Raw genomic sequence first — 16,325 nt, forward strand, 5'->3', positions numbered from 1 at the left:
ATTTTGCCAAGAAGTGAAAAGAACTGCTACAACTGCTACCAATAACCTTGAAAGCCAGTTCTGTGGGCATTTCACGTGGTAGCAGTTGTGTTTTTTACTGCTACCGGTACTGCTACTACTGCTACCATTTTTATAAGAATTCAGTCTCGTCATAACCATATTCCCTTGAAAACTGCGCTTTTGCTTCGAATGTGAGCGAATAATCCCGGTAGTAGGTATTGCCATTCTGCCGGGTGGTGATTGTGGCGTAATCTGCTCCCAGGTATGAAGCAAGAGCCTCCCGAAACTCCTTTGCTGTTTTTGAAAAGCCGTTATTGTTTTCGCGGCACCAGCCTTGATAAACCTTGTAGATGCGGCCAGTGGTGCAGTGCCTGTTTATTTTTCCATCTGGCCATTCACCCAAACACTCCTCATAAAAGGAGATGACCGTATTGTTTTCCATCATATATTTTTCTCGTGCGAGGCTGACGATGCCTGGTTCGGAGAACCGGTAGCCGTTGACAATAACCTGTTGCAGAGCCTTAATCGCCTTATAGACGATACCATCACGCTCGGCATACATTTTGTCAAGGAGCGTTTTATCCTGCTTGTTTTTTGGAATGACGTTAAGACAACGGACTACCATAATGCGGTCATAGACCCATTTGCCATCATCACCGCCAAATTTGGGCAGTCTGTTCATGCAAAACCAGAGTAGACCGTTATAGGTAAACTCAAAAGCTTGTTGCCCTTTGAATTCGGCATACAGGCTGTCGCCGCCAGTAATTTTCTTAAAGGTTTTCAGTTCATCTACTGACAGAAAGCTCATATCTGAGCTACCAGCAAGGCGGGTGCCGTAAACTGCGCCGGTGCCGAATCGGGCTTCCATTTCTTTAAGGTCAATGCCGATAAAATTTCCTTTACCCAGCAAGCGTTCGACAAGGCTCTTTAACTGAGATTTGCCGGTATCACCATCGCCAACAAGAAAAAGTGCCTTTTTCAGCCTCCACCCTTTGATGTTGGAAATGCATACACCGATAAACTCAAGGAGCAGTTGCTCAATGGCCCTATCGCCGCCCGTGAGGGTATGCATATAGCGGTCAAACACCAGTGTGGGCATTTCTGTTCCCGTCCAATTACATGGGATTTGTATCGTAGAGAGGATTTCCGGGCTATGTGGCACAAGAATGACATCATTCTCAGTGATGCGGAGTAAACCATTGCTGAAATTAATCAAATCCTCATCGGCATTCAAATCCTCCTGACTGACATAATTCAGATCGGTGGTGATATGCTGCAGGGTTTCATTGACCTTTCCCATTTTGACAAGTTCTTCATCATAATCGGCAATGTACTGTTTGATAATGCCCATCAGCATATTGTCGGCATAAAGCCGATAGCAGCCATTTTCATAGACATATTTCATAAGACCCTGCTTGCCGTTATCCCTTACAAGCGCATAGCAGAGGTGTTCTCGCACGTACTTTGCAAGGAGCGGTACACTGACATAAGCTTCGCCGGTCGGCTCGTTAAACTTGATAAAATGCGGATGATCCATCTTGGATTGATGGAAAGTGCCATGACAGGCTTCAATCCCGGTAGCGATGGTAGCCTCTCTGTAATCATCGCGCTCCCATTTTTCGCGATAAAGAGCAGAGCTGCGGAAAATATCATCAATAGCGGCAGGATCAGGCCCGGTGCGAAAGGCGATCAAGGCACATAACGCAGCATCTGCTTCTGACGGCGAGCCATACCCGGAGATATCGCCATCATCATATAGTTTTTTGAACTTCTCGCCGTTTTTCTGTTTGCGGAGATTACAGACAATATCAAAGCTGGCGCGGTCACCGTCACGTTTTTCACTGTATTTTGTTTTCTCCGCTTTTCGCATATTTTTATCGAGAGTAAGTAGAACCGCAGCAGTGCTTTCTCTAAGCGGCTCATTTAAAATCACATCACCAGTAAAAGCTGCGAAGCGATTTGTCAGACCACCGACATACAATTCCAAGTGATTATTTGGATTTTTCATATAAAAGGCTTTATCCAGTCTGAGATTGCTGTTTTTATCTTTATATGTTGGCAATTTGTCCAAATTGCATTTGCCGTAAATATGGATACCGCCGCCGCTGACGGAACGCTCGGTATAGGCATTAAAACGTTCAAGCAACACCTGCACGAATGGGTCTGTGATAGGCTTGTGGTCAATGTCAAGAAAGAAGTAACCCAGCGGTATTACAAAGCCGACACCGGCAGCACTTAGTTTTTTCATCGCGGTGTCGGCTTCGTCGTAAGTTACCCACGTATGCCGGTACTTTTCATTTGTACCAGTCGCACCGCCACTGGCAGAAAAGGGAATTTTATTGATACGGTCACCGTCCATTTCCTTACGCCAGAGAAACCATATCTTCTTGTCCATCAGTTCCAGCATTGCATTTTTCATCTCGTTCACCTCCTCCCCATAAAATTTTTGTTTCATTATCTGTGTGCTGCGTTTTTGAGTAGCCATTCCTTATAGGCATCAACCGGAATTAAAATCCTCGTGCCAATTCGTATAGTTGGGAATCCCGGCGATTTTGCGAGTTCGTAGGCTTTCGGTAAACTTATGCCCATCTGGGCCGACAACTCCTGCACACTCATGGTTGTTTTTTCCATTGCTCTTTCCTCCTGATCTGATATTTGTTTTGGTTTCTACATCCACCATTCGCTATCATTCCTAAGGTAGCCACCTGTTCGTGGTCTCCTCGTATGCAATGTCAGTTGGTGCGCTCCGGTTTTTACCATCGTGGCGGCAGTACTGCAAAAGTATTATTTGCGGGCGGACTATTTAGTTGTCAATGAACCCCAAAACAAGGCGTTTTACAATTTGCTCTTGTATTTAATGTCATTGTACTGTATGATATAACAGAAAGCAAAAAACCAAATGTTACTCTTAATGTTACGGAGGTGTCACTTATGCCATACGATGGGATGGGAAATTATATCGAATCAAAAGCTGACAACACTTCTGATGTCATCGGCTTTGGGGATGTTGGCGGTATCGGTCAGTTGATATACCATACATTCAGATTTAAAGATTATGAATTTGAAGAAGGTGCCGGCGAATCATCGTACCTAAAACCGATCGTCTATAAAGGTCTGGAACCGGATTTAGATAAGACAAACGGATTCTCCGGAAAGGAATTGTTCCGGGAATTATATAATTTGGGCAGGAAAATAAACGACTTTTCGGAAAAAACGTCGTATGTTGATTTGGTTATTGAATTCTGTAAGGGTGTTGCCCATCCGTACTATATCGATACGGTCTATTCCTTGATGGCAGATAAACAGTTTGACATTGCAGATGATGGTGAAATGATTGAGAGGGAGTCTTTGTTCAGTCTCGCCAATTTTATGCGTGACCTTGAAAGCTTCTATATAGCCACACAGTTTTATTTTGCGTTAAAAAAGGTATGTGCAGGTGACGGTGACGACGCTTTTGAATTAGCACAAGAAGGCAAGTTCTTTGAAGGTCTGCCGTATTTTGAAAAATATAAGCGTGAAGAATGCTTTCAAGAACACACGTTAAAAAAAGCAGATATCACTTCTCAGCAATTGCTTGATGAAATGATTGCTGAGCGGAAAAAGTCAAAACATCAAGAGCATAAAGAGGTTACTTGGTTTGCTCGTGAGCCATTCGACTATTATGAGGAACTACGGGATCAGTTGATGGATATGATACCGGATTTTCACATGAGATTGAAAATCAATCCGAGGAATAATCAAGTAGTCTTTGCTGCCGATGTTCATTCTGTCTTTGATATTTGTTGGTACACTCTTGCTCGTATGATTGTTGACTTCGGCCCACCGGAAGAAGGCGGACGAACAAGGGAACTAAAAGAAGGTGCGCTCATTACCTGCTTGCACTGTGCAGAAGCTTTCATTCGTGATAACAATCGTCAACTTTACTGTAAAAAAGTCGAATGCCAAAGGGCACATAATGCAGCAAGGCAGCGGAAATATCGTGCTAATAAAAGGTTGGCAGAAACAAAAATTAAGAATAAGAATTAAAATAGACCAAAAGCTATGTGTCTTTGGAGAGCATAGAAACCATTTGCAGAGTCTTAGACAAGCAAGGTTGATGATATTTTAGAATTTGTACCCGATGGGATGCAAGATGGAGGGAAAGATAATGATAAAAGATGTAATAGCCGCTAATGAAAGGGTGACCCTTAACCAAAAAGAAATAACGGTTTTAAAAGAAACCTTTCCATCATGCTTTAGAGCAGATGGATCGTTTGATATGGTTCGCTTTTCAGAATATTTGAAAGATAAAATTGATATTTCACATGAGGGATATGAATTGAAATTCCTCGGAAAAAGCTACGCAAAAATGCTTGCGTCACTGGATACTGAAACAGTTGTAGTGCCTGATGATGCCCATAATTCACTTCCGGAAAATTTAAATAGTGAAAATATTTATATTAGTGGTGACAACCTTGATGGTTTGAAACACCTGCTAAAATCCTATGCAGGACAGGTTAAGTGTATCTATATTGACCCACCGTACAACACTGGTTCAGACGGCTTTATATATAATGATAAATTTAATTTTACGGTCGATGATCTTGTTACTAAATTAAGCATTGATGAAGATCAAGCACAGCGTATTCTTGACTTAACACAAAGAGGTAGTGCTTCTCATTCGGCATGGCTCATGTTTATGTATCCTCGATTGCAGTTGGCAAGGGATTTGATGAATGATAATGGTGTAATATTTATTTCAATTGATGATAATGAGAAGGATAATTTAAAGCTTTTGTGTGATGATATTTTTGGCGAAAATAATTTTATCGCTTGCATCATAGTACAGTCTAATAAGAGAGGTCAAACATACAAGCAATTAGCAAAAACCCATGAGTATTTGCTAGTTTATATAAAAAACGAAAATGTCATCCTTAATGAGCTACAAAAGGGTGCTGGTTCATTTAACAAACAAGATAATATTGGTGAATTTGAAGAACGAGAACTTAGAAATAGGAATCCTAAATTTGGTCGTTTCAATCGTGCGAATTTATTCTATCCAATATATGCGAATCCTAATAAAAAAGATAATTGCGGATATTACCCAGTATCACTCGAAAAGAATGAGGATTTTAACGTAGAAATATTACCATATAACAGCGAAGGCGGAGAAAGTTGTTGGCGTTGGGGTCAAACTAAATTCAATAACAATAATATCCCGGAATCCTCAATGGATAGTGATGTTGTTGCAAAATTGAAATCAACTGGAGAATATGGATGCTATGAAAAATATAGAAAAGGAACTTATAAGGCAAAAACCATTTGGTATGAAGATAATTTAGTCGGTGATTTGGCTGATGAAGATGATGATATTTGGGAAGAAACAGGTGTTATTACGGAGCAAGGTTCTAAGGAACTGGGTGTTTATGAAATGGCAGATGCATTTGATTTTCCAAAGCCAACTTATTTGCTAAAGAAAGTAATGCAAATCGGTGGAGATAGTAATGCGATTTTTGTTGACTTTTTCTCTGGTTCTGCAACTTCAACAGAGGCTCTAATGACACTGAATGCAGTAGATAATGGCAATCGAAAAATAATAGCTATTCAATTACCAGAAGACCTTGATCATAAATTAGAACTGACCGCAAAAACAGAAAAGCCAAAAGTACAGAAGGTTCTTGATTTTTTAGATTCAATAGGTAAAAGGCATTCTCTTGATGAAGTTGGACAGGAACGAATTCTTCGAGCTTCAAAGAACATTAAAGAAAAATACCCTGACACTACTGCTGACCTCGGTTTTAAACACTACACATTACAAGAAGTGAACCCGGCAACATTAGATAAGATGGAGACCTTTGATAACAGCGGATTTGTTACCGATACAACGGTGTACGACGAATTTGGGGCCAAAACTGTTTTGACAACATGGCTTGTGCGTGATGGATACGGATTTAACAATGATATGGAGAGGGTTGACTTTGCAGGTTATGCTGCATATTGGTGCCGTAATCATTTGTATTTCATAAATCCTGGCTTGACTGAAGATGCAATTAAGGCTCTCGTAGAAAAATATAATTCACAGGGGAGCTTTAATCCGCAAAATTTAATTCTTTTCGGATACAGTTTTAACTATGTTGAGATGGAGAATTTAAAGACGAATGTCAAAATACTCCGTGATTCAGAGAAAAACTTAAAAATCAATCTCGACATCAGATACTAAGGAGGTACGGATTTTGGAACTAATACTAGAAAGAGAATTAGCACATCAGCAGAAAGCTGTTGATACTTTGGTTTCTGCATTTGAAGGCGTGGGAATCACAAAACCGCTTCTTGCATATGAGAATCCTACCTTTGACAATAAAGACCTTCGCTTGATCCATAATATTATGGAAATACAAAATAATATCCGTGGCGATTACCGTGGTCGTCGTGATGAAGGTGAATACCTTAATCTTGATGTAAAAATGGAGACTGGAACGGGAAAGACCTATGTGTATACTCAAACGATCTATGAGATGCATAAACAATATGGCTTTAATAAGTTTATTATTGCTGTTCCCTCTTTAGCAATAAAGGCAGGCACAAAGCAATTTATATCTGATAGCTATGTAAAACATCATTTTTCCGATGCTTGCGGGTACAACTGTGATATTGAATTAGGTCTATTGGAAAGCGCAAAGCAAAGGAAAAAAGGCTTTCTTGCTATGCCTTCCCCAATTCGTGATTTCGTAACCGGTTCTTGCCAGAATGCAAATAAAATTTACGTGTTACTCGTTAATATGCACTTACTGACCAATGGTAATATGCTCACTCGTTCCGATTATGATTATCTTGTAGAGGGTTTTTATAGACCATTTGATGCCCTCAAGGCTACAAAATCAATTGTCATTATTGATGAACCACATAGGTTTGCAAGAGACCAAAAAGCTTATAAAGCTATTGCTGAAGAATTACAGCCTCAGATGATTATTCGCTTCGGTGCAACATTTCCAGAAGTGTCGGAGGGTCGTGGGCGCAATAAGGTCACCTACAAAGATTTAAATAATCTAGTGTATGAATTAAGTGCCTGTGACTCTTTTAATCAGAACTTAATAAAGGGGGTGGCAAAGGAACATTTCGAGCCACTTTCACAGAAAGAAGAAAAAGTAAAATTAACAACCGTTGTATCCAAGACTTCGGCCACTTTTCATTTCAAAAAACGTGACGTAGATACAAAAACATTCACGCTTTCAAGTGGTGATTCCTTATCTATCATAGACCCGGTATTCGAAGGAATTACTATCTCAGCTATTGGAAAGAATTTTATTGAGCTTACCAACGGGCAGGTGAAATTTATGGGTGAAGAATTCAATACTGATATTTACTCTTCTTCATATCAGGAGCAGATGGTAAAATTGGCAATTCAGCGTCACTTCGAAACGGAACGTCAGAATTTCTCCGGCCGGCAGTTCAAGATAAAAACACTGGTGTTATTCTTTATTGATGATATTGCCTCCTATAGAGAATCTGATGACGGCAAGATGCCGTACCTCAAAGAAATGTTTGAACGCTTGCTACTTGAAAGGCTGAATTCATTGATAGGGGAATTGCCGGACAGCGAGAATGAATACAGAGAATATTTAAAAGCCAGTGCTGCAAATATAAGTGCCTGCCATGCAGGATATTTTTCACAGGACAATAATGATTCTGATGAGGCAATAGCCCAGGAAGTTGATGAGATTCTTCATAATAAGAAGGGGCTAATATCTCTTTATAATGAAGACGGAACATACAACACAAGGAGATTCTTATTTTCTAAGTGGACGTTGAAAGAAGGATGGGATAATCCTAATGTGTTTACCATTGCAAAATTGCGTTCAAGTGGCAGTGAAAACAGTAAGCTACAAGAAGTAGGACGAGGATTGCGCCTTCCAGTTGATGAAAACGGAAACCGTATATCCAATGAAGAGTTTAAGCTAAATTATATCGTGGATTTTACAGAAGCTGATTTTGCACAAAAATTAGTTGACGAAATCAACGGTGAATTACCAATAACATTAGTATTGAACACTGATGATTTGGATAAAGTTGCAAAAGCAAGAGATGTTGATCCAGATGACTTGTTTACTGAGTTGTTACTCAAAAAGTATATAAACAGGAATTACGAAATTCGTTCTGAGAATAGAGATGCTTTCTTTGCTGAGTATCCAGAGTTTACAAGCGGTGTAAATAGCAACAAGGTAACCGATAATAATAAGAACAAATCACAGCAAATTAAAATCAGAAAAGCTGTATATCCTGAGCTTAAAGAACTTTGGGAAACAATTAATCAAAAATACTATCTTTTTTATGAATCGGATTTGGAATATGAAATAACACAAGCGTTGCATGACATACTTAGGAAAAATGATGTATTTGGAAATATAACTGTTTATAGCCAACGGGATGAAATGACCACTGATGGTAAAAAGATGTGCTTGCAGGAAGTTTCTGGAGTTTCCTATTCTTTAAAGAAACCGTTAGCGTATCATGAATTTATCAAAAGAATCAATAGTCAAACAAGTATTCCGATTACGGTCATTCATGATGCCATGTGCAAATTGGCTGCAGAAAAAACAGTACTTCCAGAACATATAAATGATTATTCAGCTGCTAATATTATTCGGAGTTTTACAGATTGGCGAATTCAAGAAACACAGACTAGATTTCGCTATGCTCGTTCGACACAACCTGTTAATGGAACTGCATTAACTTATAAAGATGGGTCTCCTAGAGAAATGATAAAACAGGGAACTATCGGCACTATGTTTGTTGAGGGCACTCCTTCAGAGAAATATCTATATGACAAGATCGCTTTTGATTCACCATTGGAAAAAGACAATATTTTGATGACAGGAACAGGAATTGATGAGGTCGTGGTATACGGTAAAATTCCAAAATCGAGTATTTCCATTCCTACAATTGTTGGAGAAAACTACAGCCCTGATTTTATGTACGTGGTGAAAAAAAGCGATGGTACTAAAGAATTAAATATTGTAGTTGAGACTAAACTTGTAGAAAACAAATCTACTCTACGAGGTATAGAAAATGCCAAAATTAAATGTGCTGAGGCATTCTTTAAGCAGTTAACCATTGATGGTTATATGGTCTCATTCCATACACAGTTAAGTAATAAAAAAGTTAAACAAATAATCGAAGAAGTAATAAATACATAATGCGAAAGACCACACAAAAGGTATTATCCTTCGGTGTGGTCTTTACTTGTGCCCTCCGCTTGAAGAGAGTCGGTCAAAAATTTATTTGTTTTCTTAAATCCCTAAGTTGAACGCCCTCAAAGCCGTTTCTTTTTTGTTTATCTTAGCTAAATTTTTCTAATAGGTTTCAGCAAATAGTTCAAAATAAGCCTGGGCATGTTTACAGGCCGGACATACAGCTGGTGCTTCGGAACCTTCGTAAATATAACCGCAATTACCGCATTTCCATTTCACATCGCTAAACCGTTTGAAGGTTCGACCCAGCTCAATGTTAGCCGCTAATTTTAAATAGCGGGTTTCATGGGCTTTTTCAGCAATACATACTTCCAGCCAGGTCTCGGCAATCTCATCAAAGCCTTCTTGTTTTGCGATTTCAGCAAATTTTGGATAAAGCTCATTCCATTCTTCATTTTCTCCTGAAGCGGCATGCAGCAAATTGTTTTTCGTGTCTCCAAGAGCAACTGGATAAGTGGCGTTTACTGAAAGTTCAATCGCGTTGCCCATGGTATACTCGTTATCTGTAATATGTTTATAAAATAATTCACCATGCTCTTTTTCATTACCTGCGGTTTCTGTGAAGAATTCACTGATTTGAACATAGCCCTCTTTTTTGGCGATTGATGCAAAATACGTATACCGCATTCTTGCCTGGCACTCGCCAACAAAAGATGCCATCAAATTATCTAACGTTTTTGTTCCTTTTAATTTACCCATTTTTTTCTCCTTTATAATGATTATAAACTTACTTTCAATATATACCCGATTTCACAAAATTTAAACATTCTTGATCATTCGGGTTTATTTAACTGGTCAATAAACTGAATAAGCGCCTGGGCCGCCAAAAAAGGACCATTCTGTTCATAACCGGGAATCCCCAACTGGGTTCTAATCATCCCAATTTCAACGCCGGTTTCGCGCATTTTCTTGAAGGTCTTTTTGGCGATCTTTTCATGTTCCTCTTTAAACTGTACTGCGCCAAAGGGATTGGCAAAATAGGTGGTTGTTATTCCCACTTCTCCGGTAGTACCCTTGGCCATCCGCTTACCTTCACAAAATACTGCGTAGGCCTCATCCAAATCATCAAACATTTCGATGGGCGGTGTCGTGTCGCTAATTTCTTCGTAGTTATTAATATAGAAGACAAAATCAACCCGAGTCGATTTTGATATTTCTTCATAAGACATTTGCGGTACAATAACCCGTGCATTAACAATATTCGGGTTCATAAAAATACTACGATCCATGGTACTGTAGGCATATCCGGGCTGAAGATCATCTAACCGAACAAAGGCGCCAATTTCAGTTCCTACAGCCATTAACTCCCCTTCCTTATTAAAGTGGAGAGAACCCATATCATCAATTAGAATATCAAAATCGCAAGCCAACTCCTTGGGGAGTTTATTGATGGCTTCCAAGGTTTCTGATTTGCCAGCGCCACTATCGCCAATTAGCATGATATTTGCTGATTTCTTTCCACCAAGCCGAATTTTGGCAAAGGCGCCGTGAACTGGCATGGCTTTCTTTTCGATTTGGATGATATTATGAAGGGTAAGCATCATTTTTTTCATATAACCAAAATAGTCAATTTGAGGGCTATCTGGTAAAAGTCCATAATATACCTCGTCTTCTTTGGCAACAAATCCCAGTTTTTCATCGTCTTCAAAAATCGACTCATCCAGGCCAAAGAAAACTACCGCATCCGGCTTTTGTTTGGTAAATTCTTCCGGCGTCGCCATTTCAAAGAGATTAAACAAGCCAGCCCCTAGAGCCAGATATTCTTTTTGAACATAGACAATAGAAAGCAAACGACCCACCTTCACGGGAATGGCAAACCATTCGTCACAGTCCAGATAGAATTTCTGCAAGATCCGTTTGTCTTTTACCGGAAAGACCCCATCGCGTTTACTGGATTGGGTATAGAAAATAACGGGTGGTTCAAAAATCGCCTCCCAGATATAGGGCACCTTATACAATGAATCATTTTTACTTTTTACTTCACGATCAAATTTAAATTTATCCGTTAAAAACGCCACCTGAGCCCCGCTGGGCAGTTGCCGGTAGATACTGACGCTTTTTCCGGTAACATTGAAATGAATGTTTCGATATAAATCCAAGACCATCTTTTTGAAGGCATCATTATTAGACGCCAATGAATACGCCTTGGAACGTTTAGTATTCTCGTCAGCACTATACTCATCGGTTTTAATCATGAACCGCTTGATCGTTCGCCAATAGTTATAAAATCCTTCCAAAAATCCTAAGAATAGCTGCGAATACTCTTCATGTGTGACTTGAATATCAAAATAGCCTGATTTGATGATCTCTTCTAAGGGATTAATATTAAGTAGATAAATAAAATCGACGAATGCCGTTTCGTTAAATTCGCCTTTCTCATTTTCAAAGGGTTCTAAGGTCTTGATCAGATAGGATTTTTTTACAGTGAGTTCGTCGATAAAGGTTCTAACTAATTTCTTAAAAAGAGTTGACTTAATCAGTTGCCCAAAGCTTGTAAATTTTAAATCGCCTTTGATCAAAGCCGTTCGTTCCAAATTAATGTTTTTCGATTCCATGATGGCCTCCTATTTTATTATCGCTATTAATTCGTTAATGCTGGTAATCAGGTGGGTCGCCCCAGCCTGCCTTAGTTCATCTTCACTTCCAAAACCATAGGTTACGCCAACCGAGTCAATGCCAACTTCTTTGGCACCAATAATATCATAGTGCCGATCTCCCACCATCAGGACATGCTCTAAACTTTGCACATCATTATCTTCTAATAGATCAGTGATGATTTCTTTTTTATTGCTACGGGTACCGTCATTATAGGTACCATATACCCGGTCGATCTGGATATCAAGATTGAGCGTATCAATAATTTTCCGGGCATTGGTTTCATTTTTAGTTGTCGCCACACCCAGAAAACAGCCTTCTTGATAGAGGGTACGAACCGTCTCTTCGACACCTTCGTAAAGCTTGGCCCGAAACATTTCGCCATTACCAACATACTGCTCCAGATAAAATTCATAACCTTTTCTGGCGTCATCGAGAGAAAACCCATAAACTTCCTGAAAGGTTTTAAGAATCGGTGGCCCAATCAGCGGTTCGATATCCAGGATTTTCGGATTGGAAACCTTCATTTTTTTTAGCGCATATTCAAAAGAATTATGTATTGTTTCCTTTGAATTAACAAGGGTTCCGTCCAGGTCAAATAATATGTGTGAGTAGTACATTACATCTCCTTTTGCAAACATTCTTCTTAAAACATCAGACTGTGTTATTTGATTAATTATAATATAGATAGGCCTCTCCAACAAGACAAAATATTACACTTAACTGGATTAAATCGTTTAACACCGACATTTTCTTAGAAAATTGGTTAAATGTTCCTATCTAAAAGTATCCCTTTATTATATTGTAGCCAGTATGGGGACGTGATATAATATCAACACCAAAATTATTTAAGGAGGATTATAAAAATGATTGCTATACCAATTATTCTCGGTCTTATTGTGATCATCGGTCTGTGGCTTATTTTATCTCGAAATAGCTTTGTCAGTATTAAAAATCAGGTTGAAGAAGCTTTTTCCACCATGGATGTTTATCTTAAAAAGAGATACGATCTGATTCCCAACCTAGTTGAAACAGTCAAGGGTTATGCTACCCATGAATCTGAAACCTTCACCAAGGTAACGGCTGCCCGAACAGCGGCCATGAATTCAACCAGCATTGACGAAAAAATCGCCAATGAAAATGCTTTATCCGGCACCCTGAAAAGTCTTTTTGCAGTGGCGGAAGCTTATCCCCAACTTCAGGCGAATACAAATTTTCTGGATCTGCAACAACAGTTAAAAATGTTGGAGGATGAAATTGCCAACTCTCGCAAATATTATAATGCGGTTGTACGTACCATGAATACCAAGGTTGAATCTTTCCCCAGCAATCTGGTTGCCAGTATGTTCGGATTCAAAAAACAACCCTTCTTTGAGGTTGGTTCTGCCGAAGAACGCGAAAACGTTCAGGTTAAATTTAACTAAGCAAGTCGAATGCATTTAAAAGTTTGTTTATTACAGCAAAACTGACGGCGCGTTAAAGCGCTGTCAGTTAAAATTTATGGGAGGTAAACCATGTGAAAAAGCAAAGCACCTTGATACTTCTAAGCCTTCTTCTTTTAGGAATTCTTTTTCCCGGAAGCACCTTTGCGAAGGAGTCTTTTGATATCAACCAATATGATGTCACCATGAACGTTCAAGAAAACCACGCCTATGATATCGATGAACGTCTAACCGTTACTTTTTCTCAGCCCCTTCATGGAATTTATCAGTTTATCAATTATAAAGGTACATTTTATCGGGAAATTGATGGTCAATCTATTGAAACTCCTTACAACGCCCGCGTAACCAACATAACCGTTCCGGGATGGACTTACGAAACTTATACTGAAAATGACAGTTATGTAATAAAAATAGGTTCCGGCGATGAATATGTTAGTGGGACTCAGATTTATCCGCTCTCATTTAATTGGAACCCTGGTGATGATAAAATTGATTCTATGGACGATGTTTATTATGACATTATCGGACATCAAACAAACACCAATATTCTTGGTGGACATTTCGTAATTAATATGCCTAAAGCTTTCGATGCAAATAATGTAGAATTTTTAACCGGTACTTATGGAAGTCTCGACACAACTGCCGTTGATTTTTCAGTTAATGGTACAACCATCGAAGGAACATTAAACCGTCCACTCTTACCTAATGAAGGTGTTACACTAAAAATAAATTTACCCGAAGGTTATTTTGTCGGCGCTTTCACTGGTGACGAATTCTTACCATTTATGTATATCATTTTTGGTCTATCACTGCTTGGCGGTGCCCTAATCTGGTTTTTCGCCGGCCGCGATAAGAGACCGGTGGAAACAGTGGAATTTTATCCACCGCAGAATTTTACCCCCTCACAAATCGGTTTTATTGTCGATGGTGCCTTAGATAAACCTGAAGTAATGTCCTTACTCATGTATTGGGCCGATAAGGGCTATATGACCATTGAACAGGTGGATAAGAAAAAGTTCATCTTTCATAAGGTAAAAAACCTGCCGGAAACATCCGAGGATTTTGAGCACACCTTTTTTAACGGCATTTTTGATCAGAAAGACAGTTTTTCAACTGCTAGTGTTCCCGACAGCTTCTACGATACCATCGTAGCAACCAAGGAACAAATCAAAGGCTATTTTGATATCCCGAACAATCAGATCTTTACCCTGGCTTCAAAGGTTGGTCTGGCAATTATCAGTATCATTATGTCCCTGCCACTACTGGCTTATGTTATCAATAGCGCTTATAAAATCGGCATGTTTACGCCCTTTTTTGAAGGATTAATCTTTGTCGGCATTGTCTCCTGCTTTGCCGTTGCTCCCACCGTTTTGGGTGCTAATATCATTACATCAGCACTCCGAAACCGCAACGGAGTGGCCAGAAAAAAAACAGTGGGCCAGATGATTCTGGGCATCGTTATCTTGATCGTAGCGGCATTGATTTTGATCGTTATTAACATCCTGCTGGAATACAATTCCCTGCTCCCGGCTTTGCTGGCACTACTGACTACTTATGGCACCGCCTTTTTCCAGATAATTGCAACCAGGCGGACGGAAACGGGACGACTATGGCTGGGACAGGTTCTGGGCTTTAAAAATTTCATCGAAAAAGCCGAAAAGGATCGGATTCTTGCTTTAGTCAATGAAAATCCCCAGTATTTTTTCAATATTCTACCCTATGCCTATGTATTGGGAGTCACTGATAAGTGGGCCAAGAATTTTGAGTCCATTGCTATTGAACAACCCAGTTGGTATTATGGTACCACATATGGCAATAATTTCACCTCGTTATTGTTCGTTTCAAGTTTAACACGGAGTATGAACAGTATCGCATCTGATATTATTGTTCCGCCCAACTCCGGATCCGGTGGATTCGGCGGTGGTGGTTTCTCCGGCGGTGGCGGTTTCTCCGGCGGTGGTGGCGGTGGCGGTGGCGTCGGTGGCTGGTAATCACCCTTTCTCTAAAATCTAAACCGGCTGAAGATACCGATGACCATTCCGTTTTGAAACAATATTTTACCAATAAAAAAACGTCGAATCATTTTGATGATCCGACGTTTTTTTAGTTTCCTCTTTTTTGTTTCCTTACTAAACACTTTTGTTTTCATCCATTTGGTTAATTATTTCACTTGCCAGTGTTTCGGTAATAATCAGATGCTTAAAATAACCGGTTTTCAGCCCACTGATAATCGAAGCAACATTAGCTTCCTGAGGCACAAATCCGATGACATCTCTGACCCGGGCTAACTGCTCTAACGGAATTTGAATGGCGAAGTCATCCTCACTCGGAATTAATTCCCCCTGAGGATTAAAAAAATATGTGAGCAGGCAACCGACAGCCTTTTCTTTGATTAGTTTTCTGCCAAACCGCATTGCTGAACCATGGTCCGGTACTGAGGGAAAGCTTCCCAGGGTTATCAGTGCTGTTGTCGTCTTTTTCCAATAGTCTTCGATGCGTTTATAATCTTCAGTCGCCATCACCTGAACCTGCTCTTTGGCGGTGGCGGGAATGGCTGGGCAATTAAGAACTTGACCCAGGCGATCAGTTTTTTGAGCGAGCGCCTTGACCAGATCATCTGGGTGATAACCACGCTGGGGCGCCGTTATTGCGCCAATAAGCGGACAGATTACACCGCTATTAAGTTCTCCCGGACTTTTTTTAAATTTGGCAATAATCTTATCAATATTATAACCCCAACCCAAACCGAGTATCTTTGTTTTGGGCAAGAATTCCACGAGCACATCTGCCCCAATTTGATAAAGATCGTCCGGCAACGTCACCACACGACAGCTTTTTAAGTTAAAAATGTGACACAATTCATGTCTGATTCCTCTGATCGTACGATGGTAGGAAAGTACATCAATTTTTACGATCCCCGCTTTTCTGGCCTTATTTAAAAGGTAACTGACCGCAGGACGTGATATATCTAGATCTCTGGCAATTTCAGACTGGGTTTTGTTTTCCTCATAATATAATTGAGAAACATGTATTAAACGGCACAATTCTTTTTCTTTCAACA

General features: G+C 39.7%; 11 protein-coding genes. 5 read left to right on the plus strand and 6 right to left on the minus strand.

Annotated features, from left to right (window positions below; all coding sequences use genetic code 11):
• Window positions 1-130 precede the first annotated feature (130 nt).
• Window positions 131-2,419, minus strand: coding sequence for a phage/plasmid primase, P4 family (locus U2P91_RS00600; protein WP_322518734.1), 2,289 nt, complete (start codon window positions 2,417-2,419; stop codon window positions 131-133).
• 35 nt (window positions 2,420-2,454) lie between these two features.
• Window positions 2,455-2,631: an excisionase family DNA-binding protein gene (locus U2P91_RS00605; RefSeq protein ID WP_322518735.1), complete on the minus strand. Its 177-nt coding sequence runs from the start codon at window positions 2,629-2,631 to the stop codon at window positions 2,455-2,457.
• A gap of 300 nt (window positions 2,632-2,931) precedes the next feature.
• On the opposite strand from U2P91_RS00605, the gene U2P91_RS00610 reads away from it, so the two are divergent.
• The 3 genes from U2P91_RS00610 to U2P91_RS00620 all read left to right on the plus strand — a co-directional run bounded on the left by U2P91_RS00610 (window position 2,932) and on the right by U2P91_RS00620 (window position 9,173).
• Window positions 2,932-4,026 carry a hypothetical protein gene (locus U2P91_RS00610; protein ID WP_322518736.1) on the plus strand — a complete coding sequence of 365 codons (1,095 nt, stop codon included), beginning with the start codon at window positions 2,932-2,934 and terminating at the stop codon, window positions 4,024-4,026.
• A 121-nt stretch (window positions 4,027-4,147) separates the two neighbouring features.
• Window positions 4,148-6,199 carry a site-specific DNA-methyltransferase gene (locus tag U2P91_RS00615; RefSeq protein WP_322518737.1) on the plus strand — a complete coding sequence of 684 codons (2,052 nt, stop codon included), beginning with the start codon at window positions 4,148-4,150 and terminating at the stop codon, window positions 6,197-6,199.
• 13 nt (window positions 6,200-6,212) lie between these two features.
• Window positions 6,213-9,173 (plus strand): type III restriction-modification system endonuclease, encoded by a 2,961-nt coding sequence (locus tag U2P91_RS00620; RefSeq protein ID WP_322518738.1) that lies wholly within the window; start codon window positions 6,213-6,215, stop codon window positions 9,171-9,173.
• A gap of 156 nt (window positions 9,174-9,329) precedes the next feature.
• Here the strand turns inward: U2P91_RS00620 and rbr are convergent, their stop codons facing one another.
• The 3 genes from rbr to U2P91_RS00635 form a co-directional block, all read right to left on the minus strand.
• Window positions 9,330-9,926, minus strand: a complete 597-nt coding sequence (gene rbr / locus U2P91_RS00625) for a rubrerythrin (protein WP_322518739.1) — start codon at window positions 9,924-9,926, stop codon at window positions 9,330-9,332.
• A 74-nt stretch (window positions 9,927-10,000) separates the two neighbouring features.
• Complete coding sequence (locus U2P91_RS00630) at window positions 10,001-11,782, minus strand: hypothetical protein (protein ID WP_111887241.1); 1,782 nt, start codon at window positions 11,780-11,782, stop codon at window positions 10,001-10,003.
• 9 nt (window positions 11,783-11,791) lie between these two features.
• On the minus strand, window positions 11,792-12,442 hold the full coding sequence (locus tag U2P91_RS00635) for an HAD hydrolase-like protein (protein WP_162624422.1): 651 nt from the start codon (window positions 12,440-12,442) through the stop codon (window positions 11,792-11,794).
• Window positions 12,443-12,688: 246 nt separating this feature from the next.
• Between U2P91_RS00635 and U2P91_RS00640 the strand changes: the two genes are divergently transcribed.
• Together U2P91_RS00640 and U2P91_RS00645 are read left to right on the plus strand one after the other, a co-directional pair.
• Window positions 12,689-13,246 carry a LemA family protein gene (locus tag U2P91_RS00640; protein ID WP_111887243.1) on the plus strand — a complete coding sequence of 186 codons (558 nt, stop codon included), beginning with the start codon at window positions 12,689-12,691 and terminating at the stop codon, window positions 13,244-13,246.
• Between the two features lie 92 nt (window positions 13,247-13,338).
• Window positions 13,339-15,255 carry a DUF2207 domain-containing protein gene (locus U2P91_RS00645; protein ID WP_322518740.1) on the plus strand — a complete coding sequence of 639 codons (1,917 nt, stop codon included), beginning with the start codon at window positions 13,339-13,341 and terminating at the stop codon, window positions 15,253-15,255.
• Window positions 15,256-15,393: 138 nt separating this feature from the next.
• On the opposite strand, the gene U2P91_RS00650 is transcribed toward U2P91_RS00645, so the two are convergent.
• Window positions 15,394-16,323 (minus strand): sugar-binding domain-containing protein, encoded by a 930-nt coding sequence (locus U2P91_RS00650; RefSeq protein WP_322518741.1) that lies wholly within the window; start codon window positions 16,321-16,323, stop codon window positions 15,394-15,396.
• Window positions 16,324-16,325 lie beyond the last annotated feature (2 nt).

Source organism: Acetobacterium sp. K1/6, from assembly GCF_034438075.1.
In the GTDB taxonomy this organism is placed as follows: domain Bacteria; phylum Bacillota; class Clostridia; order Eubacteriales; family Eubacteriaceae; genus Acetobacterium; species Acetobacterium carbinolicum.

What these genes read in the sequence shown, in the direction of transcription:
- U2P91_RS00615 (WP_322518737.1), top strand. Translation starts at nt 4,148, where the DNA reads ATGATAAAAGATGTAATAGCCGCTAATGAAAGGGTGACCCTTAACCAA.
- U2P91_RS00630 (WP_111887241.1), bottom strand. Translation starts at nt 11,782, where the DNA reads ATGGAATCGAAAAACATTAATTTGGAACGAACGGCTTTGATCAAAGGC.
- U2P91_RS00605 (WP_322518735.1), bottom strand. Translation starts at nt 2,631, where the DNA reads ATGGAAAAAACAACCATGAGTGTGCAGGAGTTGTCGGCCCAGATGGGC.
- U2P91_RS00635 (WP_162624422.1), bottom strand. Translation starts at nt 12,442, where the DNA reads ATGTACTACTCACACATATTATTTGACCTGGACGGAACCCTTGTTAAT.
- U2P91_RS00610 (WP_322518736.1), top strand. Translation starts at nt 2,932, where the DNA reads ATGCCATACGATGGGATGGGAAATTATATCGAATCAAAAGCTGACAAC.
- rbr (WP_322518739.1), bottom strand. Translation starts at nt 9,926, where the DNA reads ATGGGTAAATTAAAAGGAACAAAAACGTTAGATAATTTGATGGCATCT.
- U2P91_RS00600 (WP_322518734.1), bottom strand. Translation starts at nt 2,419, where the DNA reads ATGAAAAATGCAATGCTGGAACTGATGGACAAGAAGATATGGTTTCTC.
- U2P91_RS00640 (WP_111887243.1), top strand. Translation starts at nt 12,689, where the DNA reads ATGATTGCTATACCAATTATTCTCGGTCTTATTGTGATCATCGGTCTG.